The following is a 22,158-nucleotide window of genomic DNA, read 5'->3' on the forward strand; positions in this document are numbered from 1 at the left end:
GTAGGGGCTGTGGAATCTGTGGATACGTCGCGTTTGTGCTGAAAGGGTGCCGCGGCGCGTTGTGGACGGCCGGTGCACGACTGTGCCGGCACGACTGTGTCGATGTGCATGGCGGGCGGCTGTCCACGCCCCGGTGCACAGTCGGCGGTGTTGTTGCGGAGTTTTACACAGGGTTATGCACACGCCGGGTGGCGAAAAAAAGGGTGCACGCGGCCGAGGTTTCTTGGCGCCGGCACCGAAGGAATGCGGGATGAGATCAGCGCTTGGAGCGCTGACGGATGCGGGTGGTGAGTTCTTTCACCTGATCGAACACCTCGCGACGCTGAGCCATCTCGCCGCGGATCTTGCGTTCTGCGTACATCACCGTGGTGTGGTCGCGGCCGAACGCCTGGCCGATCTTGGGCAGCGACAGGTCGGTGAGCTCGCGGCACAGATACATCGCAACCTGGCGAGCCTGTGCCAGCGAGCGGGTCTTGCCGGGCCCGCGCAGCTCCTCGATGGTGGTTTCGAAGTACTCCGCGGTGGCCGCCATGATCATCGCGGTGCTGATCTGCATGCTCTCCGCATCGGAAATCAGATCGCGCAGCACGATTTCGGCGAGCGCGCGGTCGATCGGCGTCTGGTTCAGCGACGCGAATGCGGTCACCCGGATCAGCGCACCCTCGAGTTCGCGGATGTTGCGTTCGATGCTGCTGGCGATCAGCTCCAGGACGTCGTCGGGCACGTCGAGCCGGTCCATCTGCGCCTTCTTGCGCAAGATTGCGATGCGTGTCTCCAGCTCCGGCGGCTGGACGTCGGTGATCAGACCCCACTCGAACCGGGTGCGCAGCCGGTCCTCCAACGTGGCCAGCTGCTTGGGCGGCCGGTCCGACGAGATCACGATCTGCTTGTTCGCGTTGTGCAGCGTGTTGAAGGTGTGGAAGAACTCCTCCTGGATGCCTTCCTTGCCTTCGATGAACTGGATGTCGTCGACCAAAAGCACGTCGATGTCGCGGTAGCTGCGTTTGAACGCGACCTTGCGGTCGTCGCGCAGCGAGTTGATGAAGTCGTTGGTGAACTCTTCGGTGGAGACGTACTTGACCCGCATGCCGGGGAAGAGTCGCTGGGCGTAGTTGCCGGCCGCGTGCAGCAGGTGAGTCTTGCCTAGCCCGGACTCACCCCAGATGAACAACGGGTTGTACGCGCGGGCCGGCGCCTCGGCGATGGCGAGGGCGGCGGCATGCGCAAAGCGGTTCGACGCACCGATGACGAACGTGTCGAAGGTGTAGCGCTTGTTGAGGCTGACGCCCTGTGACTGGCCGGCGGGATCGTGGGCGGGTTTGTTCAAGAAGTACGACGGCCACGACTCGTGCGCACTGGCCAACGCTTCGGTGTCGTCGTCGACCTCGTCGTCGGTGTCGAGATTCGGCGCGGCGGCCGGGGGTTCGTCGGCGTCCCCTGGCTCCGGCGGTGCGATCCGCACGCCGAGCTCCACGCGTTGGCCGAGCCGGCGGCTCAGCGCGTCGATGATCTGGTTGCGCAGGTGGCGTTCGATCTCGTTCTGGACGAAACTGCTGGGCACCGACAGCAGCGCGAACCCTTCGGCGATGGTCAGCGGCTTGACCAAGGTGAGCCAAGCGCGCTGCTGCGGAGTGAGCGGTGGACCTGTGCGGTCGCCGTTGCTGGCTGACGTGCCGTTCGGGACGTCGCCGTTGAGTTCGGAGACGACGGTGTTCCATACCTCGGCGAACGGCGCATCGGGTTCAGCGGTCAACGACGAGAACCCCCTTTGGCGTCGGTCGAGGGTCGACAAAAGAAACGAGGCCAACTGTCCACATAGTTATCCACAGGTGTGGACAGGACAGCGGCTCGCTTCGATGTCGCTCGGCGTGAGTCTTCGGCCGCTCCGCATGGAGGCGGCACTGCCAGAAGCTAACAGGTTTCGCGGAGGCTGGCCAACCGTTCGGCAACATTGCCGACGAGAAGTCGGCGTGTCGCTTGACGACGGTGACGGTTGTGGCAACAGTGATCTCCGCTGTGGTGCCCGGACGCCGTTTGACCGGCGGTATCGGTGTCAGTACCCTCAAACGGTCGCCCGAAAGTCGGCGATACGGCAGCGAACCGGGGGAGTGTCTACCGGGGTCCGCGCCGGTTAGCGAGCGAGACGAGCTTACGAGCGGCATCCGCGTCAGCTTCGGCATGGTGGGTTAGACGATGCGCGAGTCGACGAGGTGCCAGACGCATGAGGAGAAAATGCCGTGGCCAAGGGCAAGCGGACCTTCCAGCCGAACAATCGCCGGCGCGCACGCGTGCACGGGTTTCGCCTTCGGATGAGGACTCGCGCGGGGCGCGCGATCGTATCCAACCGCCGGCGCAAGGGCCGGCGGACGCTGACTGCTTGAGTCGGCGCGGATAGCAACGACGGTGCTTCCGGCGCACAACCGGATGACGCGGTCGACGGAGTTCAGCGCCACTGTCAAGAACGGGGTGCGAGCCGTCGAACGGGATCTCGTGGTGCACGCGCATCGTTGTGACCGCCCCGACGACGCCGGCCCACGGATCGGCCTGGTCGTCGGTAAGTCCGTCGGCTCGGCCGTGGACCGCCATCGGGTGGCGCGACGGCTGCGTCACGTCGCCCGCAATCTACTCACCGAACTAGACCCGGCGGACCGGATCGTGATCAGGGCGCTGCCCGGCAGCCGCGACGCGATCTCGGCGCGGCTGGAACAGGAACTGCGGTCGGGTTTGACCCGTGCCCGGGTGCTGCCGAGGAGCCGGCGGTGAGAGCGGACCTCGCGGCTGCGCGCCGCTGGCCGGTGCGCTGCGCAATTTTCGCGATCGAGCTGTACCGCACCTACGTCTCACCGCTGCGCTTGCCGACCTGCCGGTTCATGCCCACCTGCAGCCAGTACGCGATCGAGGCGCTGACCGAATACGGCTTGGTCAAGGGCGGCTGGCTGACCGCGGTGCGGCTGGCGAAATGCGGTCCGTGGCATCGCGGCGGATGGGACACAGTCCCGCAGAGACACAACGACATTCATCGGTGCGGCGACGTGGAAGCGCTTGCCCGAAGCTCAGAAGGTGCAGCCGACGGCTGGGAGATCCCAGCGCAGCGAGGGGAGAGCACGTCCCGTGTTTGATCTGTTCAGCCTCGACATCATCTATTACCCGGTGTCGGCGATCATGTGGCTTTGGTACAAGGCCTTTTCCGCAGTGCCGTTCCTCGGCCCGTCAAACTTTTTCACATGGGCGCTGTCGGTGATGTTCCTGGTGTTCACGTTGCGCGCGATTCTCTACAAGCCGTTCGTTCGGCAGATCCGCACCACCCGCCAGATGCAGGAGATGCAGCCGCAGATCAAGGCGCTGCAGAAGAAGTACGGCAAGGACCGGCAGCGCCTGGCGCTGGAGATGCAGAAGCTGCAGCGCGAACATGGGGTCAACCCGATCCTGGGGTGCTTGCCGATGCTCGCGCAGATCCCGGTGTTCCTCGGGCTCTACCACGTGCTGATGTCGTTCAACCGGACCCAGCACGGCATCGGCCGGCTTGGGCTGAGCCCCGATCAGAACCGCCAGATCGGCAACTATGTCTTTAGCGTCGCCGATGTCAACCACTTCCTGGATGCGAACTTGTTCGGCGCGCCGATCGGGGCGTCGATGACCCAGTCGACGGGAAGCATCGCGGCGTTCCACGAATTCAACCGGCTGTCGGTGATTTTGATCGGGGTGCCGCTGATGCTGCTGGCGGGCTTCGCGACGCATATGAACAGCCGTGCGTCGATCACGCGGCAGAGCCCCGAGGCGGCGGCCAACCCGCAGACCGCGATCATGAATCGCCTTGCGCTCTACATCTTTCCGCTCGGCGTCGTCGTGGGTGGTCCCTTCCTGCCGCTGGCCATCATCATCTACTGGTTCGCCAACAACATCTGGACGTTCGGTCAGCAGCACTACGTGTTCGGCAAGATCGCCAAAGAGGAAGAGGCCAAGAAGCAGGAAGCGCTCGCTCGGCGCGCGGCGAATGCACCTGCTCCCGGCGCGAAACCGACCCGGCCCAAGAAGGCGGCGGCAGGGGACGGATCCGGCAACGGTGCAGTCAAGCCCGACACCGAGGCGGCGGACGGCCGGCCGGGTAAGAGCGACACCACACCTGAAAACGGCGCAGCGTCGGACGGCGGCGGTGCCGTAGGTCGGACGCCGCGACCGGGCGCGCGCCCGAAGAAGCGCAAACGTTGAAGCCGGACGCCGCGACAGCGGCGGGCACATAGGGGAGAGGGACACGGATGAGCGACGCAGAGACCGCCGAGCGCGAGGACAACGTCGACGAGAACGTGAACGACGACTCGACGGCCGACGTGAGCGATGAGGCAGCCGGCAGCACTAAGGCCGACGACCTCGAGGAACGGTTGGTGGCCGAAGGCGAGATCGCCGGGGACTATCTCGAGGAGCTGCTCGACCTGCTGGACTTCGACGGCGATATCGACCTGGACGTCGAGGGCAACCGAGCCGTCGTCAGCATCGACGGCGGCCAGGACTTGGTGAAGCTGGTCGGCCGCCGCGGCGAGGTCCTCGACGCGCTGCAGGAGCTGACCCGGCTGGCCGTGCATCAGAAGACAGGCGAGCGCAGTCGGCTGATGCTCGACATCGCGAGCTGGCGCCGCCGCCGCCGCGAGGAGCTGGCCGCCCTCGGACAGAAGGTGGCTCAGCGCGTGCTGGAGACCGGGACCCGCGAGCAGCTCGCTCCGATGACGCCATTCGAGCGCAAGATCGTGCACGACGCGGTGGCGGCGATTCCCGGGGTTCGCAGCGAGAGCGAGGGGCAGGAGCCCGCGCGGCGCGTCGTCGTCCTTTTGGATCAGTAGAGGCGACTTACATCGATGTAGTTCGATGGCCGCGGGTGTTCTCCTTGCCGCAGAGGGATGTTTCACGTGAAACATGGCGTGCCGCCTGATCCGCCGTCCGCGGCGCAGCGTTTCTTCGGGGACCGACTGGACTTGGCGACGAGCTACGCCGAGCTCCTTGTCACTGAGGGAGTCGAGCGAGGACTTATCGGTCCGCGGGAAGTCGACCGCATCTGGGATCGCCACATCTTGAATAGCGCCGCCATTGCCGAGCTCCTGCCGCCAGGTGCCCGAGTAGCGGACATCGGCAGTGGGGCCGGGCTCCCCGGGATACCTCTCGTCTTGGCGAAGCCCGATCTGCGGATGTCGTTGGTAGAGCCGATGCTGCGCCGGGTCACCTTCTTGCGGGACGCGGTCGATTCGCTCGGGCTGGATGTCGCCGTCATCCGCGGCAGAGCGGAGCAGCCGGACGTGCGCGCGCAGGTCGGTCCGGCGGACGCCGTGGTGTGCCGGGCCGTCGCGTCGCTCGATAAGTTGGCGGGATGGTCGGCGCCGCTGCTGGCGGCCGGGGGGTTGCTTGTCGCGATCAAAGGCGAGAGAGCCGAGGAAGAAGTGGAACGGTATCGGCGTGTGATGGCGTCGTTAGGTATAGAGACTGTCAGGGTGGTGAGATGTGGCGGGGACGACTTAGATCCGCCGACGACTGCGGTGGTCGGGGAGCGGACCGACGCGAACCCACGGCAGACGCGAAGGCGAGCGCAAAGCGGGAGGCGACCGTGACGACGGGCGACACGTCCAGGACCACCGCGGACGCGAATGTTTCACGTGAAACGGCGGCCGTAACTTCGGCAGTGGGGCAGGGCAGCGTCGCCGACGTCACGTCGGCCAACCCGGGCGTCGACGCGGACTCCGCCTGGCGCGCCGATCCGGCCGACACCCCCATCGGTGCCGCCGCGCACCGGGCCACGCAAATTCTGCACACCACGCACCCCCGTCTTCCTCGACCGTCGCGCCGGCGGATCTTCACGGTCGCGAATCAGAAGGGCGGCGTCGGTAAGACCACCACGGCGGTGAACCTCGCGGCGGCCCTCGCCCTTCAAGGACTCAAGACCTTGGTCATCGACCTCGATCCGCAGGGCAACGCGAGCACCGCGCTGGGTATCGAGCATCGGCACGCGGGCACCCCGTCGTCGTACGAGATGTTGCTCGGCGAACTGCCGCTGGCCGACGCGATCCGCAAGAGCCCGCACAGCGAGCGGCTGTTCTGCGTCCCGGCGACCATCGACCTCGCCGGCGCGGAAATCGAACTGGTCAGCATGGTGGCGCGGGAGAACCGGTTGCGCACCGCGCTCGCCGACCTGGACACCACCGACTTCGACTACGTCTTCATCGACTGCCCGCCGTCACTCGGCCTGCTGACCATCAACGCGCTCGTCGCCGCGCCCGAGGTCCTCATCCCGATCCAGTGCGAGTACTACGCGCTAGAGGGCGTTTCGCAGTTGATGAACAACATCGAGATGGTCCGAGCGCATTTGAACCCGGCGCTGACGGTGTCGACGGTCGTGCTGACCATGTACGACGGCCGGACCAAGCTCGCCGACCAGGTGGCTGAAGAGGTCCGCCGGTACTTCGGTGACAAGGTGCTGCGCACCGTGATCCCGCGCAGCGTCAAGGTCTCCGAGGCGCCGGGCTACAGCATGACGATCATCGACTACGACCCGGGCTCACGCGGAGCGATGAGTTACCTCGACGCCAGCCGCGAACTCGCGCACCGCGACGGCCCTGCCGGGGCACCGAGTCGCTGACAGACCAACGAAGAGGAGGCACTGATGACCCAAGCATCGCGCCGCAAAGGCGGCCTCGGCCGCGGGCTGGCATCGCTGATCCCGACCGGTCCCACCGAGACCGGTGCGGCGGGCCTCGGGCCTCGAATGGGTGACGCCGCAGCGGACGTCGTGCTGGGTGGCCCCCCCGCGGTCGACACCGCGGCCGTCGGCGCGGTGTACCGAGAGATCGACCCGGCGATGATCGTGCCGAACCCGCGCCAGCCGCGACAGGTGTTCGACGACGAAGCCCTCGCGGAACTGGTGCATTCCATCCGCGAGTTCGGGTTGATGCAGCCGATCGTGGTACGCGCTCCGGATTCGGCCGGCCGCTATCAGCTCGTCATGGGGGAGCGGCGCTGGCGAGCCGCCCAGCAGGCCGGGCTCACCGCGATCCCCGCCATCGTCCGCGAGACCACCGACGACAACATGCTGCGCGACGCTCTGCTGGAGAACATCCACCGCGTGCAGCTCAACCCACTCGAGGAGGCGGCGGCATACCAGCAGCTGCTCGACGAGTTCAACGTCACCCACGACGAGCTTGCCGCGCGGATCGGCCGGTCGCGCCCGCTGATCACGAACATGATCCGGCTGCTGCGGTTGCCGATCCCGGTGCAGCGCCGCGTCGCTGCCGGCGTGCTGTCGGCGGGCCATGCCCGCGCGCTGCTGGCATTGGAAGGCGGTCCGGACGCACAAGAGGAGATGGCGGCCCGGATTGTCGCCGAGGGGCTTTCCGTGCGCGCCACCGAGGAGGCTGTCACGCTGGCCAATCGCGGCGACGCCACACCCCATCCCGGGCCGCGCCGTAAACCGATCCAGATGCCCGGCTTGCAAGACATCGCCGAGCGACTGTCGGCCGCGTTCGACACTCGGGTCACCGTGAGCCTGGGCAAGCGCAAGGGCAAGATCGTCGTCGAGTTCGGCTCCGTCGACGATTTACAGCGGATAGTGGCGCTGATGGACAACGCGAACCGCTGATTTCGCCCGTGCGCTGACACCGGGCCGATACGTCACTGTGACGGCATCAAGACCGGATCGCGACCCGGAAGTGATCTCCGCGCGAAAGATTGTGTGGCTCAGGAATTTTCACCCTGCGCGGGAGTCGACCAATGCAGAACGGCCGAAACTGGCCCGTACCGCCCACCCTCTCCTATTCTGGAAGGGCTGCCTTGGGCAGCAGCATCACATGGAGGCCTCGAAGCGTAGTGTCTGCCCGAATCACGCCACTGCGGCTCGAGTATTTCGAGCAGCTTCCTAAACATGCCCGGCGCTGTGTGTATTGGGAGGTCGACCCGACTGCGCTGGGCACCGACGATCACTTCGCCGATCCCGAGTTCGAAAAAGAAGCCTGGCTGTCGATGGTCATGCTCGAGTGGGGTGCGTGCGGCCAGATCGCGGTCCCGGCTCGGGACGAACCCGCCGAGGCCGACGGCGGCGGCGAAGACGCGGAGCTCGACGCGCCGTGCATCGGCTACGCGCTGTACGCGCCGCCGGGCGCCGTGCCGCGCGCGAGTTGTTTTCCCACCGCCCCGGTGAGCCCGGACGCGGTGTTGCTGACGTCGATGGGGGTCGAACCCGAACACGCCGACCCGCTGTCGCGGCGCCTGATCGCGCAGGCGGTCGCTGATCTGCAGCGCCGCGGCGTGCGGGCGCTGGAGGCGTTCGGTCGCACCGCCGAAGCCGAGGAACTCGTCGACCATCGCGCCGCACCGGCAGACGTCAAGCCGGTGGTGGAGCCGTTCGGTGACTGCTCGTTCGGCCAGTGCATGATCACCGCGGAGTTCCTGCGAGACGTCGGCTTCACGGTCGTCGCACCCCACCCGTACTTCCCGCGGCTGCGGTTGGAACTCGACCAAGGGTTGGGGTGGAAGGCCGAAGTGGAGGCGGCGCTGGAGCGGCTGCTGCAAAGCGCGCAGATGGAGCCCGTGGGCGCTGGTGCCTGCCGCGTGGACGCTACCGACTGAGCCGGCTGGTCTGTTCCACCGACAGTTCGTGCGCCAGCAGCTCGGCGAACGTGAAAGTGCCTGTGGGGCGGTCGTTTTTGCCGAGCAGATAGAGGCGCTTGACCGCGGCCAGAATCCCTTCGGCGATCGAGTCGCGGGTTTGTGCGGTCACCAACATCGCGCGGTCGCGTGGATTTGTGATGTAGCCGATGTCCACCTGAACCGTCGGCATCCGCGTCAACCGCAGCAGATCCCAGGTGCGGCCGTGCGCGCGGCAGTCCAGTAACCCCGTGCGCGCCACCACTTCCCGCTGAATGAAATCGGCGAGGTTGCGCCCGATCGTCGACACCGAGCCGTGCGAGTTGCCGAAGTGAAACGACGCGACACCGTTGGGCAGGGGACTGGGCTGGGTGGCGCAGCGCAAGCTGATCATCAGATCGGCGCCGACGGTGTTCGCCGTTGCGGCCCGCTCGGCGTCCGAGGGGCTGCGGTTGGCCGGGCGAGACAGAAACGTCTCCATCCCGATCGCGGTCATCCGGCCCTCTAGCCGGGAAGCCAAGTCCCACAAGATGTCTGACTCGCTGATCGGCCCCGCCGGCCCTTGCACGATCGTGCCGTGATCGTCGCCGCCGCGGCCCGGGTCGATGATGATCCGCTTGCCGGACAGCCGTGGACCGGAGCTGCGCACCAGCTCTTCTTCCCGAATCGCATGCGGCGAACCGCCGGTCACGCGGGAACCGAGAAAATACAAGGAGCGCAACGTTTCTGGGCCGCAGATACCGTCCGGGGTGAGCCCGTACTCGCGCTGGTAGGACATCAGCGCGTTGTGCGTATGCAGACCGAAGTGGCCGTCCACCAGCCCGGTGTAGAAGCCCAGATCCTGCAGTCGGGCCTGCAGCGACGCCACGTCGTCGCCGTACATCGGCGCGCCGAACTGGTGATGCAGGACCCGGGCGCCGAGCCGGTATGACGCCTCCTTCAACGCCCGGTACGTGGCTTCACCCACAATGCCGTCGACGAGCAGGCCGCGATGCTGCTGGAACGCCCTCACCGCTTGGTCGAGTTCGGCGTCGAACAGGTCGGGGACCGAATGCTTTCCGGTGGTCAGGTCCGCGTCGGGATCCTCCAGCCAACCGAGCGACGCGAGCGCGCTGCGGATTTCGGCAACCGCGCTGCTGCGGTCGCCGCGGCGCAGAGTCGACATAGAAGGCCTTTCGGTCACGGACGTCGAGCCAGACATCACGTTGCGCGGTCGTCGTGTTCCCAAAGCTTCTCGCGCAACCGGCTCATCGCCGAACTACACACATTGTCGCAGACGGTTCTGCGAATCGAGAAAACGCCAGGCGACCGGCGGGCCGCCTCGTCGGCTAGATTTCGTCGGCGAGCTCCCGCAGCAGCGCCGCCTTGCTCTTGGCGCCGACGATCCGTTTGACCGGCTGGCCACCCTTGAACAGGATCAGCGTCGGAATCGAGATCACCTGGAAGTCGCGCGCGGTGCCGGGATTGGCGTCGATGTCGATCTTGGCGACGGTCAGTGCGTCGGATTTCTCGGCGGCGATCTCCTCGAGCACCGGGGCCACCATCCGGCACGGCGAGCACCACGTCGCCCAGAAGTCGACCAGGACGGGCCGCTCGTTTGCCAGGACGTCCTGGGCGAAGGAGTCGTCGGTGACGGCGATGGTCGCGGTGGATTCGGTCACAGCGGTGCTCCAATCAAGTTGTCGGCGGTGTCGGTGTGGGCGGTCTCGGCGAGCCAGCGTTCGGCGTCGATGGCCGCGGAACAGCCGGTGCCGGCCGCGGTCACCGCCTGCCGGTAGGTGCGGTCCACCAGGTCGCCGGCGGCGAAAACCCCCTCCACTGACGTGTGGGTAGTGCGGCCGCGCACCAGTACATAGCCGTCGCCGTCGACGTCGACCTGGTCGCGGACGAGATCAGAACGCGGATCGTGCCCGATCGCGACGAACACGCCGGTGACGTCGAGCGTGCTGTCCTCGCCGGTCTTGGTGTTGTGCACACGAAGCCCGGTGACGCTGCTGTCGCCCAGCACCTCCAAAACGACGGTGTTGGTGAGGAAGCGGATCTTGTCGTTGTCTTCGGCCCGGGCCAGCATGATCTTCGACGCGCGGAACTCGTCACGGCGGTGCACGATCGTGACGCTTCGGGCGAAGCGGGTAAGAAACGTCGCCTCTTCCATCGCCGAGTCACCGCCGCCGATCACCGCGATGTCCTGCTCGCGAAAGAAGAATCCGTCGCAGGTGGCACACGAGCTGACCCCGCGGCCCAGCAACTCCTGCTCGCCCGGTACGCCCAGGTAGCGCGGTGCAGCTCCCATCGCCAGGATCACCGCGCGAGCATGGTGGGTTTCGTCGCCGACGGTGACGGTTTTCACCGGCCCGGTCAGCGACACCGCGTCGACGTCTTCCATGCGCAGGTCGGCGCCGAACCGCAGCGCCTGCTCGCGCATTTCGTCCATCAACTCGGGGCCGGTGATGCCGGCGCGGAATCCCGGGAAGTTCTCGACTTCGGTGGTCGTCATCAGCGCGCCACCGAATTGCGAGCCTTCGAACACCACCGGGGACAGCTGGGCGCGGGCGGCGTAGATCGCCGCGGTGTAGCCGGCCGGCCCTGAGCCGATGATGATCAGGTCGTGGACGGTGGGGGACGACGCCATGTCAGCCTTTCTGCCCGTGGTCTGCTCGCCATCGTGTCGGACACCGGGAGCGATGGTTCAAACACCAGGGTATGTGGCGGTGTTCCCGGCCCGTGTCATGGCGCCCGTGTCATCGACGGCGGATCCGGGTGTCGGCGACCAGGCCGGTGTCGGCCGAACTGCAGTTCGGCCGCACCGCCAGCGCCGTGACGGTGTCGGGGGTGTCACCGGGCAGGACCAGCACAACCGCGGGCGCACCGGTGATCTGGACTTGCCGGGCACCCAGCACGGGGCCGCCCGCCGGGTAGCCCAGCCCGTTGAGGCACGACGAGCGGCGGCGGGGGTCTGCGAGTCCGCCGTAATCGGGTGGCTGGTTGAGCAACGCGAGAATGTCGTGGTCGGCAAGCGGCACGGTCGGGGCGGACGGTGCGGAGGTCAGCTGCTGGGTCGAGGACGCGGTCCCTGGGCCGCCAGGCTGCATCAGCATGGCGGTGCCCAGGCCGGCCGCCGCAACCGCTGCGGCGACGCCCATCGCCGCGCTGATCCGGACGACCCGCGTCCGCCTGGGCGGTGACGTGGCGCGCAAGGCCGAGACCACGCGTGCGGTGACCGCGGTCGGGACCTCCGGCGCCGAGTCGGCGTCGGCGCCGAGGCGGGCGAGGTCGGCGCGGACTCTGTCGACCGCAGGCACCGCCGGTCTGCCGCTGTCCATGCACCTGTTGTACCGCGGCCGGGCGACGGACTTGTGTTATCCGGCGGCGCTGCCGGCAGCGTCGGGGTGGAAGTAGCGCAGCATCAATGCCAGCCGGGCGCGCCCGCGGGCACATCGGCTTTTGACCGTGCCCTGCGGTACGCCCAGCAGCCGGGCTGCGTCGGCCACCGAGTACCCCTGCATGTCGACCGCGACGACGGCGGCGCGCTGCTCGACCGGCAACCGCATCAGCGCCCGCTGCACTTCCACCGCGGTGTCGGTGCGCGAACTGGGGTCGCTGACCGGGTAGACATCGTCTTCGATCTGGACGGTGACGTGAGTCTTGTTGCGCCGCAACCGATCCAGGCAGGCATTGACCACGATGCGGTGCAGCCAGCTGCTGACGGCGGCGTCGTTGCGGAATGATGCCGCGCTGCGGTGCGCCGACAGCATGGCGTCCTGCAGAGCATCTGCGGCGTCTTCCCCGGTGCGGCTGGTCAGCCGGGCCAGCCGGTAGAGCTGACGTTGATGCCGTAGGAACAACTCCTCGAATGCGTAGCGGTCGCCTGCGACGTGTGCGGCGAGCAACTCTGCGTCGGACCGTTGCTGTGATCCCCCGAAGCACCCCACAGCCGAACCCTAAGCGGACGCTGGGATACCCCTGAACGCTAACTGGGAGATTGCTGACGATCGCAATCAATCGTCGGCTATGTCCGGTTAGCCCGTCCTGCGCGCATAGCTGATCAGTCCAAGTGATGCGGTTAGCCGACGTCGCCTGGGTCGCGCGCAAACTCCATCGATGGCATTTACTGGACGACGGCTACGTGGTGCCCTCGAGCGTGACCTCGTAGATGTTGGCGACACTCTGGCCGTCTGTGCTGCCCAAGGTCGAAATCCACACCAGCACATGCGATGTCGCGGTCGGCGTGTTGACCGGGATCCGGTTCGGGCCGGGTTGCACCGGGGTGGGAGCGGTCAGCGCCGCGGTGTCGTCGAGGCTGCCGGGCGAGGCACTGTTGGCGGCGCGGATTTGAATCTGCGTGCCGGTGCTCGACACGTTGACGTTGACCGCGGTGAGCTTGGTGGGCTGGGCAAGTTGCAACATCAGGCCGACACCGTTTTTGAAGTTCGGAAACGGAACGCTGTCGGTGTAGACGTCGGTCTTCCACGCGGTGGACGTGTTGCCGTCGATGGCCAAGCCGGCGTCACCGGGGTTGTCCGGGCCGCCGCCCGGTGAAAAGACCTCTGCACGAACGGGTTTGATGGTGTTGCCGCTGGCGCCCGGCGCCGACGGCAGACTGCTGGTGGGGTTGAGGCCCAGCTGGTCCTGGGTGCTCGAGTAGTCGTCGTTGAAGCCGTTGAACAATGCTGCGGCCAACAGCGTGGCCACCACCAGGATCGCGCCTACGACACCGAGTCCGATCAGCAGGCTTTTCCGGCGCCGAGCGCGCTCGTCTTCGTCCAGCTCACTCGAGTTGCGAAAGCCGTAGCCGCGCAGGCGCGACGACGGTGCCGGCGCCTCGACCGGCGTGATCAACTCGGTGCGGTCGGCATCCGCAGTGGCCTGCTGCAAAACATTCAAAAGCGTTGCGGCGCTTGAAATTCCGCCTGTCTTCTGTACCGATCGCGCGGCGGCCGCGGAGATCTGGAACGGAATGGTGTTGTCGAGGACTTTGGGCTCGATCGGATTGCCCGCCGAATCGAGGTCGGCCGGCGCCAACCCGCTGGGCACCCCACTTTCGGGTAACGGCCAGCGATCCACAAGCAGGGCGTACAACGCGGCACCGATGCCGCGCAGGTCGCTTTCCGGCGTCGCGTCGGGCATGGTCGCCGGAAAGGCCAGCGCCACGTCGCCTTCGATACTGACGCGCACCCGGCTGGGGTGGTCGATCGACATAGCGACACCGGCGCGGTGAGCGGCTTCGGCGGCGGCAGCCAGTGACTGCATCGCCCGGGCGCCGCCGATCGGCGACGGCGAAGTGTCGGCCACCTCCTTCAGGGAGCCCCCGCGGATCCACTCCGACACCACCAGCCCCCCGTGGCGGGTGCGTGCGACGTCGAGCACCCGGGCGATGCCGGGCATGTCGATCCGGCTCAGCCGCAGCGTGCGGGCGAGGATGTCTTGGACGACGTCCTCGGGCAGCTGTCCGTCGGGGTCGACGAACGTCAGCGCCACCTGGCGGTCCAATGCGGTGTCCAGGGCCTGCCAAAACTGCAGGTTCTCCGGTCCGCCGTGAAACACCAGCAGCCGGTATCGGCCCTCCGCGATGATCGCGCCCGGGATGAGAGGGACGTCGGCTTCTGAGCGTGACGAGTCGGCAGTGTCGCGCGGCGCGGCGATGCCCATCGACTCCCGCGTCGGGTCACCGGCGAAATCCCCGGGTGAGCGGTCTGGACGCGGCAGTGCCGTCGTCTCGAGGTGTTCTGTCGGCTCGGCGGGCACGTCAGGCTGGAAATCATCCGCCGCCGGCCGCTGCAGCCGGGTCGTCGCATCCGAGGCGGTCCTGCCCGCGTCCTCGTCGGTCACCGCCATCCTCTCCCGCGCGTCGGCGCGTATATCACCGGCCCTGGGCGGGCCGGGCTGGGGCCGCATCAGGGGGCTTCGCGCCAACGAAAACCTCTGTTCAGAGTACGTGAGGGTGGTATCCGGGCGAGGCCCGTCCGAAACCGCAATCGCGTCGCGAGCTGCGTTCTGCGGGGAGCGGTGCAGGCGCCGGCGCACCGCGGAAACCGCCGCGTGAGCCTCGGGCACCTGGGCGCTGAGCATCACCGTGGCGATGATCGGCGCCATGATCAGGCCCAGCAGCACCAACCGCAACAGCGACCCGGCGCCGCCGCCGTGCTCTGTCAGGCGGTGGAACCCCAGCAGCCGGTCGGCAACGTAGGCGGCGAGCGCTGCCAGCAGCGATGCGGCGGTGGTGACCAGCACGGTGCGTACCACCTCGGCGGTGTAGAGGTGGCCGTGCGTCAGGTTCAGGGCGGGGCGCAGCAGCAGGTAACCGGCGATCGCCCCGGCGAGGAAGCCGAGCCCGTTGGCCAGCCCCAGGTACCCGGCGACCATCTCGGGGTTGTCGATCACGTGATGTGCCGTGAGCTGTTGCACCGCAAGGGATGCCACGATCTTGACGGTGGTGATCACGACGATGATCGCGATCGGCGTCCACGGCCGCTGGCGCGCGTAGAACACGCGCAGCTGCAGCAGCACCATCGCGTAAGGGATGAGCGTGAAGGCTGACAACGCGATCGCGCTGCCCAGGTAGCCGGCGTCGACGGAGCCGAACTTGCCGTAGGCGAAAAGCGCCGAGCCGATTGCCGAACCACCCACGGTCATGACCGCGACCGTCGGAATCAGTGTCACCATCGTGAGTCGGGTGGCCAGCGCGAGGTCGTCGAGCACGGCCGGAATGTCGTCGGCGGCGGCGTTGCGGGACAGTCGCGGCATCACCACAGTCAGCACCGTCACGCCGATCATGCCGAACGGCAGCATCAGCACCAGCCAGGTGTAGTTGTAGATCGCTGGGCCGGAAGCCGCTGCCCAGCTTGCGATTTGGTTGCCGACCACCAGACCGAACTGGCTGATCAACACGTACAGCACCATCGCGGCGGCCATCGCGCCGAACTGTTTGAGCCGATCGTCGAGGCCCCACAGCGGACGCAGGCTGATGCGCTCGCGGGTGATCGCCGCCAACAGCACCACGGTCTGCGCGGCCACCCCCAGCGTGGTGCCGATGCCCAGCACCAGAAGTTTGGTGTTGCCCGGCTCGACCGAAAGTTCCCCGGGCACAAGCACATACACGCCCAGTGTCGCGATCGCGACGATGTTGTTGACCACCGGCGCCCAGGCCGGCGGCCCAAAGATGTTGCGATTGTTCAGTATCGCCATGAACACCGACGAAAGCCCGTAGAAAAGTACTTGAGGCAGGAGCAGATACGCGAACGCGACGGTGAGCGGCTTGTCCACCTGGGGGTCGCTGCCCAGCATCAAGCGGACCAGCAGTGGCGCACCCGCGACGGACAGCGCGGTGGTGACGATCAGCAGTGTGGTGGCCAGCGTGACCAGCCTGCGCACGAATGCGGCGCCGCCGTCGGGATCGTCGCGTTCGGCACGGGCCAGCACCGGCACGAAGATCGCGGTGAAGGTGGCTTCCAGCACCAGCGCGGCGACCATGTTGGGCAGCTGATTGGCCACCGAGAACGCACTCGACAGCGCGGCGCCGAGGATCGCGGCCAGCAGCACGATCCGGGTGAAGCCGGTGATGCGACTGACCAGTGTCGCGAACGCCATGCCCCATGACCGCGACACCACCGCCGCGTCGGTCAACTCGGGCCGAGCGGCAGTGGGCGACGCGGCGCTTGACCCCCCAGCATCGGGCCGGGCCGCGGCGGGCCGGCTGCCGGCGGTCACTGGGGTTCCGGCCGGTCGAGGTCGGCGGGATCGGGCTGCCCGCGGAACCGGTGCCACAACCGCCGCCCGGCCAGCACCGCCAGCACCGCCGACGCCGCCATCGTGATCGCGAACAACACCTTGCCGTAGGCGTTGGAATGTACCGACAACCGCACCGGCTCACCCAGCTGCAGACCGTCGGGCGTGCGCAGCGTGACGTCGACGGCGACGCGCTGAGTGAAGTTGACCTCGATGGGCACCCGCAGCGGCAGGTATCCCGGCGGCAGTTCCTGCACGCCGATATCGGTGGCCGTCATGCCGGGGGGAGTGTCCACCTGCAGCCGCACCTTGATGGGTACCGGCAGGTCGTTGCGCAGCGCCAGCGGCAGCGGGCTGTGCTCGGTGGCCAGGGTGTAGGACCCGCCGGGGTTGACGATCGTCACCGCCCCGAACATGTCGTCGACCGCGACGTCGACGGCCGACATCCGTTGCCGCGCTTCGTCGTCGCGGGCCTCGGGTGCGATCGCCTGGCTCAGCGCGCGCAGCATGTCCTCGCGCAGCGGCGCGGTGTACTGGGTGCCGCTCAGCCCCGTGCGCGGGTCGGTGGTCAACGCCGACGTCAGCCCCCACAGCCGGCCGACCTGACGGTTCATGTCGGCGGTCACCGCGTCGTCGATGCGATTGCGGCCAGCACTGGCCATCGTCTGCGAACTCGGCGTCGCCGTCGCGGCGGCCTCGCCGATCAGCGCCGGGAGCGGGCGGGGCGCTGCCAGGCCGGCGTGCACGGCCGTCGCCAGCGCGGTCATGATCGCCTGCGCGTCCGGCGCCTGCAGATTCCACGCCAGCGGTGGCATCAGGATCTGGCTGCGCGGCGCGGTGTCGGGATTGAGCCCCAGCCACAGCATCGCGCCGATTGCGTCCTGGCGCCGCGCCGCCTCCGAGTCGTGGCTGTTAGGCACGACCAGCGAGTGGTCCAGATACGACGGCGACACCGGGCTGCGGCCGGCCGCGGCGAGCGCGGCGCCGACCGTCGGATCGAACGGTGCCGCGACCAGCCGGTCGGACAGCCGGTGCGGATTCACGTTCGCCGGCTGCGGCTTGCCGTCGATTTCGTCTTGCGCGGTGCAGTCGGCGGCGGAGATCGCGACAGTGGGGCCGTGCGCGGTCAGCAGCTGGGCTGCTGCCGAGGTCAGCGTGCCGTCACCCATCAGCGTGACACCGCGCGTGGAGTTCACCCCGAGGATCTGGTCGACGACGTCGGCGGCGTTCTCCGTCGCAATCGCCGCCAAACCGGGGTCGCCGACCCGCTGCAGCGCGTCGAGGTCGGCTTGGGCGTACGGCGTCGGCGCCACACACATCCGCCGAGCCAGCGCGCGCAGCCGGTCCAGCCAGCTCGTCGCCGCGGCCTGACCGGCGCCCGGATGGGTGGGGGAGTTGCGATCGCCGGGCTTGTCGGTGACGACGTAGCCGGCCGTCATCGCGTTGACGGTCACGAGCAGGTCGGGGTCCACCGCCAGGCACAGCGCCCCGCTGACGCGGCCGCCGGGGTCCACGGTCGGTGAGGTCGCGAAGTCTGCGGCTGACAGCAAGATGTCCAGCCGCCCGCCCGGGGCCAGCGACGCCGCCAACTCGTCGTCGACGAGCCGGACCGGCGTCACACCGCCCGGCGCGCCAGGGGCGAGCCGCGGCCGGTCGGCCAGTGGCCACAGCATCGTCACGGCGACGGGTTTCGAGGTGTCGGGCGGCACCACCGACGTCAGCGCATCGGCCGACTCCACCGACGGGTCCGCGGGCACACCGAGCACCGGCAACAGGAAGCGGCCGTCGTCCAGCCGGGCCGGCTCGCCGTAATCGGGGGTGCCGTTGACGTTGACGAGCAGCGGGTAAACGCCGGGCTGGTCGATGCCCAGCGACGGCGCCGACGACGAGCGCAGCGGATACGCCAGCGTGAAGCCGCTGGACTGGCCCGGCTGCAGTTCGGGGGCCACGGTGACGAAGTCGCCGACCGGGCGGTACTGGTCAGTACTGCCGTCGAGGTTGGTCCGCAGGCCTTGCGGCGACGTGACCGGCCCGGCGTGCTCGAGGCGGACGACGATGTCGCGCACCGAGCGGTCACCGACGTTGCGGACGGTGCCGTTGACCGTGACAGTGGCGTCCCCCGTGGTCGTGACGATCTCCGGGGTGACGCGGTCGATGCTGACTTCGAGGAAGCGGACGTCGCCGGGTTCGCCGGCCGCGGCGCGCGGCCCCAGGCCCATCACCGCGGGTATCGCGATCAGCATTGCCGCGACGACGAGCCGCAAAGCCGCTGCGGGTGCCCGCAGGAGTGCGCGGCGCCGCGAAGGTGTCACTGCCGGCGCCTGTGACCGTTCGTCCGGCCGGACTCGCCACTATCTGCATGTCGCGCAAGCGGCTCGCCGGCTTCGCGCGGTCGCTCGTCCCCTCGCGCCTGCTCATCGCGCCGCCGTCGGGTCCGGCTGTGTGTCTGGCGACGTCGCCACGGCGCGCTGTGCGGCAGCGGCGGCAGCGCGCCGGGCCCTTTGGTGTGCAGGGTCTGGATCAGCTCACCGGCTACCTCCGCGAGCCGGCGTTCGTCGGCGTAGGCCAGCCGCGACGGCAGCTCGTCCAGCGGCACCCAGGCCACCTCGCTGACTTCGAGGTCGCGGTCGGACAGCTCGCCGCCGAGGAACCGCAGGAGATAGTGGTGCACGGTCTTGTGCACGCGCCGGCCTTCGGTGACGAACCAGTAGTCGATGCTGCCGAGCGAGGCCAGCACGTCGCCCTGGATGCCGGTTTCCTCGGCAACTTCGCGGATCGCGGTCTGCTCGGCGGTTTCGCCGAGCTCGATGTGGCCCTTCGGCAGCGACCACAGCATCCGGCCGCGCCGGTCGAGGCGGCCGATCAGTGCCGCCATCTGACTGCCGTGCGGATCGTCGAGACCGTCGACCACCAACCCACCCGCGGAGGTTTCGTGCACGGTACGCAAGCGGTCCGGCGATCGGCGGCCGCGTTTTGCCGGTTTCGTGTCACTGCTTTGGGTGGGGGTTTGCTTCGTGGACTGCGTGGCGGCGGTGTCGGTGGAGGCGGCGGCACGCTTGCCGCGGCGCCGACCTCGGCGCCGTCGCGGCCTTGCCTGTTCGCCGTCCGACACCCAAGCGATAGTAGCTGTCATGACATTTCACTCCTGGCCCACGCGCCGGTGGACGGGGCGCACCGTCTGGCTGGGGAGTGCGCATTAGGGTAGTCGAACGTGCCTGAAACCGCCTCCGACGCCGAACTGCTCGCCGGCGCCGCGGTTGCACTGAATCAGCACGCGGACACGCTGCGCTCCCTGGGCTCGGTGTTCGTCCGGGCGAACCGCGAACTGTATCTGGTGGGCGGCAGTGTGCGAGACGCGGTGCTGGGCCGGTTGGGCGCCGACTTCGACTTCGCCACCGACGCACCACCCGAAGAGGTGCAGCAGATCCTGCGTCCCTGGGCGGATGGCTTGTGGGACATCGGCATTCAGTTCGGCACCATCGGGGCTACCAAAGGCGAGCACCGGTTCGAGATCACTACCTTCCGCTCCGACACCTACGATCAGGTGTCGCGCAATCCGGACGTGCGGTTCGGCACCAGCATCGACGAGGACCTGATCCGGCGCGACTTCACGGCGAACGCAATGGCCGTGCGGATCACTGCCGACGGCCCGGCGGACTTCATCGATCCGCTCAACGGGCTGGCGGCGATCCGTGAGCGGCTCCTCGATACGCCGTCCGCGCCGGAGGTGTCCTTCGGCGACGACCCGCTGCGGATGCTGCGGGCGGCGCGGTTCGTCTCGCAGCTCGGCTTCTCCGTCGCCCCGCGGGTGCGTGCCGCCATCGAGGAGATGGCGCCCCAGCTGAGCCGGATCACCGCCGAACGGGTGGCCGCCGAACTCGACAAGTTGCTGCTGGGTCAGGACCCGGTGGCCGGCATCGAGCTGATGGTCGACACCGGCATGGGTGACGTGGTGCTGCCGGAGGTCGGCGCGATGCGGCTGGCGATCGACGAGCACCATCAGCACAAGGACGTCTACCGGCACTCGCTGACCGTCCTGCGGCAGGCGATCGAGCTCGAGGACGACGGCCCGGATCTGGTGTTGCGCTGGGCGGCGCTGCTGCACGACATCGGCAAGCCGGCCACCCGCAAGCTCGAGCCCGACGGCGGGGTCAGCTTCCACCACCATGAGGTGGTCGGCGCGAAGATGGCGCGGAAGCGGATGCGCGCCTTGAAGTACTCCAAACAGATGATCGACGACGTCTCCCAGCTGGTGTATCTGCATCTGCGGTTTCACGGTTATGGGGACGGCAAGTGGACCGACTCGGCAGTGCGGCGCTACGTCACCGACGCCGGCCCCCTGCTGCCCAAGCTGCACAAGCTGGTGCGCGCTGACTGCACCACCCGCAACAAGCGGCGGGCTGCGCGGCTGCAGGCCAACTACGACGATCTCGAGCGACGCATCGCCGAGCTGGCCGCCCAGGAGGATCTGCAGCGGGTGCGGCCGGACCTCGACGGCAACGAGATCATGCAGCTGCTGGGCATCCCGGCCGGCCCCCAAGTCGGAGAGGCGTGGCGGTACCTGAAGGAGCTGCGGCTGGAGCGCGGCCCGCTGTCGAAAGAGGAGGCCACCGCCGAGCTGCTGAAGTGGTGGAACGCGCGAAGCTAGGGCGGCGTCCAACCGGCATGGAGTACTGCTTCGGTGCCGGTGACGGGTCCGCGTCGATGTGGGTGGGCACACCGGACACCGACCTCGACGGCGACGGTGAACTGGACGCACTGCGGCTGGATTTCGACGGCGACGGTCGCCTCGACGACGCGGTCGCCGACCTCGACGGCGACGGGCTCGCCGACCACGTCGCGCTGGATGTCGACGACGACGGCACCGCCGAAAGCTGGTTCACCGACGACGGGTCGGGCACGTGGGCGGTGGCGGCGCAGCGCGCCGGTCAACTGCGCTGGTTCAGCCTCGACGGCATCGAACACACCGGCGGCCCGAGCGTCGACTTCGACGGCGACGGGCAGGCCGACGACCGGCTGATCGACAGCGATGGCAACGGACTGGCCGACCGGGTGCTGTCCGGCGACGGCGAAGTCGGCTACGTGGACACCGACGGCGACGGGCGCTGGGACGTCGAGCTCGCCGACACCGACGGCGACGGCGCCGCCGACATGTCGAAACAGCTGTAGCGATCCGCCTGGTGTGTACATTTATGTGTATGGCCCGGCTGAATGTCTACGTTCCCGACGAGTTGGCCGAGCGCGCCCGTGCTCGAGGGTTGAATGTGTCAGCGCTGACCCAGGCCGCAATTGCCGCCGAACTCACGCGAACGGCGATGGCAAGCTGGCTTAGTGACCTGCCCGTCGTCAGCCGACCCGTTGAGCATGAGACGGCGATCGCCGCGCTCGACCAGGCGCGCGACGAGTTCGGCAGGTGAGCGAGGCGAGTATCGTCCTCGACGCATCGGCCATGGTTGACCTGTTGCTGGGTCGCATCGCAGCCCGCGATCGGCTGGAGATTGCCCAGGTTCACGTGCCGGGGCATTTCGACGCCGAGGTGCTCTCCGCGGTCGGCCGGCTATGGCGGGCGGACTTGGTCAATGTCGAAGACGCCACCGCCTGTGTTGAGGCTCTCCAACGCGCGCCGTTCACACGCCACCCGTTGGACAGCCTTGTCGTCGGTGCCTGGCGCCGACGGAACAGCTTTCGCCTAGTTGACGCGCTCTACGTCGAGCTTGCTGAGCGACTTGGCCTTCCGCTGCTGACCACAGACGCGCGATTAGCGAATGCACACTCCGCAGCGGAATTGCTCTGATGTCGAGAGCGACGCTTGCG

General features: G+C 68.0%; 21 protein-coding genes and 1 pseudogene. 13 read left to right on the forward strand and 9 right to left on the reverse strand.

Annotation, left to right across the window (positions count from 1 at the left end):
* Positions 1-256: 256 nt before the first annotated feature.
* Entirely contained in the window at positions 257-1,753 is a 1,497-nt protein-coding gene (gene dnaA / locus AC5Y39_RS14675) for a chromosomal replication initiator protein DnaA (protein ID WP_500017620.1), read from the reverse strand.
* A gap of 484 nt (positions 1,754-2,237) precedes the next feature.
* On the opposite strand from dnaA, the gene rpmH reads away from it, so the two are divergent.
* The 9 genes from rpmH (at position 2,238) to AC5Y39_RS14720 (ending at position 8,601) form a co-directional block, all read left to right on the forward strand.
* A complete protein-coding gene (gene rpmH, locus AC5Y39_RS14680; protein WP_083088040.1) occupies positions 2,238-2,381 on the forward strand; it encodes a 50S ribosomal protein L34 in 144 nt (47 codons plus the stop codon).
* Between the two features lie 22 nt (positions 2,382-2,403).
* The gene (gene rnpA / locus AC5Y39_RS14685) at positions 2,404-2,763 is read left to right on the forward strand and encodes a ribonuclease P protein component (protein ID WP_500017618.1); all 360 of its coding nucleotides are present in this window, start codon (positions 2,404-2,406) and stop codon (positions 2,761-2,763) included.
* Positions 2,760-3,119 carry a membrane protein insertion efficiency factor YidD gene (gene yidD, locus AC5Y39_RS14690; RefSeq protein ID WP_500017616.1) on the forward strand — a complete coding sequence of 120 codons (360 nt, stop codon included), beginning with the start codon at positions 2,760-2,762 and terminating at the stop codon, positions 3,117-3,119. Before rnpA ends, yidD begins: the two co-directional genes overlap by 4 nt.
* Positions 3,120-3,162: 43 nt before the next feature.
* Positions 3,163-4,209, forward strand: coding sequence for a membrane protein insertase YidC (gene yidC, locus AC5Y39_RS14695; RefSeq protein ID WP_500017963.1), 1,047 nt, complete (start codon positions 3,163-3,165; stop codon positions 4,207-4,209).
* Between the two features lie 47 nt (positions 4,210-4,256).
* Positions 4,257-4,835, forward strand: coding sequence for a Jag family protein (locus AC5Y39_RS14700; protein ID WP_500017614.1), 579 nt, complete (start codon positions 4,257-4,259; stop codon positions 4,833-4,835).
* Between the two features lie 57 nt (positions 4,836-4,892).
* Positions 4,893-5,594 (forward strand): 16S rRNA (guanine(527)-N(7))-methyltransferase RsmG, encoded by a 702-nt coding sequence (gene rsmG, locus AC5Y39_RS14705; protein WP_500017612.1) that lies wholly within the window; start codon positions 4,893-4,895, stop codon positions 5,592-5,594.
* Positions 5,486-6,619 (forward strand): ParA family protein, encoded by a 1,134-nt coding sequence (locus AC5Y39_RS14710; RefSeq protein ID WP_500017610.1) that lies wholly within the window; start codon positions 5,486-5,488, stop codon positions 6,617-6,619. Before rsmG ends, AC5Y39_RS14710 begins: the two co-directional genes overlap by 109 nt.
* A gap of 24 nt (positions 6,620-6,643) precedes the next feature.
* Positions 6,644-7,615, forward strand: a complete 972-nt coding sequence (locus AC5Y39_RS14715; protein ID WP_500017608.1) for a ParB/RepB/Spo0J family partition protein — start codon at positions 6,644-6,646, stop codon at positions 7,613-7,615.
* 227 nt (positions 7,616-7,842) lie between these two features.
* Complete coding sequence (locus tag AC5Y39_RS14720) at positions 7,843-8,601, forward strand: acetyltransferase (RefSeq protein ID WP_500017606.1); 759 nt, start codon at positions 7,843-7,845, stop codon at positions 8,599-8,601.
* On the opposite strand, the gene AC5Y39_RS14725 is transcribed toward AC5Y39_RS14720, so the two are convergent.
* The 8 genes from AC5Y39_RS14725 to AC5Y39_RS14760 all read right to left on the reverse strand — a co-directional run bounded on the left by AC5Y39_RS14725 (position 8,591) and on the right by AC5Y39_RS14760 (position 19,456).
* Entirely contained in the window at positions 8,591-9,784 is a 1,194-nt protein-coding gene (locus AC5Y39_RS14725) for an N-acetylmuramoyl-L-alanine amidase (protein WP_500017604.1), read from the reverse strand. The two genes, AC5Y39_RS14720 and AC5Y39_RS14725, sit on opposite strands and share 11 nt — an antisense overlap.
* 163 nt (positions 9,785-9,947) lie before the next feature.
* Positions 9,948-10,280, reverse strand: a complete 333-nt coding sequence (gene trxA, locus AC5Y39_RS14730; protein ID WP_500017602.1) for a thioredoxin — start codon at positions 10,278-10,280, stop codon at positions 9,948-9,950.
* Positions 10,277-11,251 (reverse strand): thioredoxin-disulfide reductase, encoded by a 975-nt coding sequence (gene trxB, locus AC5Y39_RS14735; protein WP_500017600.1) that lies wholly within the window; start codon positions 11,249-11,251, stop codon positions 10,277-10,279. Before trxB ends, trxA begins: the two co-directional genes overlap by 4 nt.
* A 109-nt stretch (positions 11,252-11,360) precedes the next feature.
* Positions 11,361-11,942 (reverse strand): RsmA family anti-sigma factor, encoded by a 582-nt coding sequence (locus tag AC5Y39_RS14740; RefSeq protein WP_500017598.1) that lies wholly within the window; start codon positions 11,940-11,942, stop codon positions 11,361-11,363.
* Positions 11,943-11,978: 36 nt separating this feature from the next.
* Complete coding sequence (gene sigM / locus AC5Y39_RS14745; protein WP_500017596.1) at positions 11,979-12,551, reverse strand: RNA polymerase sigma factor SigM; 573 nt, start codon at positions 12,549-12,551, stop codon at positions 11,979-11,981.
* Between the two features lie 190 nt (positions 12,552-12,741).
* Positions 12,742-16,326, reverse strand: coding sequence for a murein biosynthesis integral membrane protein MurJ (murJ, locus tag AC5Y39_RS14750; protein ID WP_500017595.1), 3,585 nt, complete (start codon positions 16,324-16,326; stop codon positions 12,742-12,744).
* Positions 16,323-18,563 (reverse strand): DUF6049 family protein, encoded by a 2,241-nt coding sequence (locus tag AC5Y39_RS14755; RefSeq protein WP_500017961.1) that lies wholly within the window; start codon positions 18,561-18,563, stop codon positions 16,323-16,325. The genes murJ and AC5Y39_RS14755 overlap by 4 nt, the downstream gene beginning before the upstream one ends.
* 89 nt (positions 18,564-18,652) lie before the next feature.
* Positions 18,653-19,456, reverse strand: a complete 804-nt coding sequence (locus tag AC5Y39_RS14760) for an NUDIX hydrolase (RefSeq protein ID WP_500017959.1) — start codon at positions 19,454-19,456, stop codon at positions 18,653-18,655.
* A 99-nt stretch (positions 19,457-19,555) separates the two neighbouring features.
* Here AC5Y39_RS14760 and AC5Y39_RS14765 point away from each other — a divergent pair, with 99 nt between their 5' ends.
* The 4 genes and pseudogenes from AC5Y39_RS14765 to AC5Y39_RS14780 all read left to right on the forward strand — a co-directional run bounded on the left by AC5Y39_RS14765 (position 19,556) and on the right by AC5Y39_RS14780 (position 22,138).
* Entirely contained in the window at positions 19,556-20,992 is a 1,437-nt protein-coding gene (locus AC5Y39_RS14765; protein ID WP_500017593.1) for a CCA tRNA nucleotidyltransferase, read from the forward strand.
* 17 nt (positions 20,993-21,009) lie between these two features.
* Positions 21,010-21,513: a pullulanase gene (locus AC5Y39_RS14770; RefSeq protein WP_500017957.1), complete on the forward strand. Its 504-nt coding sequence runs from the start codon at positions 21,010-21,012 to the stop codon at positions 21,511-21,513.
* A gap of 23 nt (positions 21,514-21,536) precedes the next feature.
* Positions 21,537-21,654 (forward strand): annotated as a pseudogene (locus tag AC5Y39_RS14775) (type II toxin-antitoxin system CcdA family antitoxin); the annotation flags it as partial.
* Between the two features lie 103 nt (positions 21,655-21,757).
* A complete protein-coding gene (locus AC5Y39_RS14780) occupies positions 21,758-22,138 on the forward strand; it encodes a type II toxin-antitoxin system VapC family toxin (protein ID WP_500048236.1) in 381 nt (126 codons plus the stop codon).
* Positions 22,139-22,158 lie beyond the last annotated feature (20 nt).

Source organism: Mycobacterium sp. NGS39 (genome assembly GCF_059812765.1).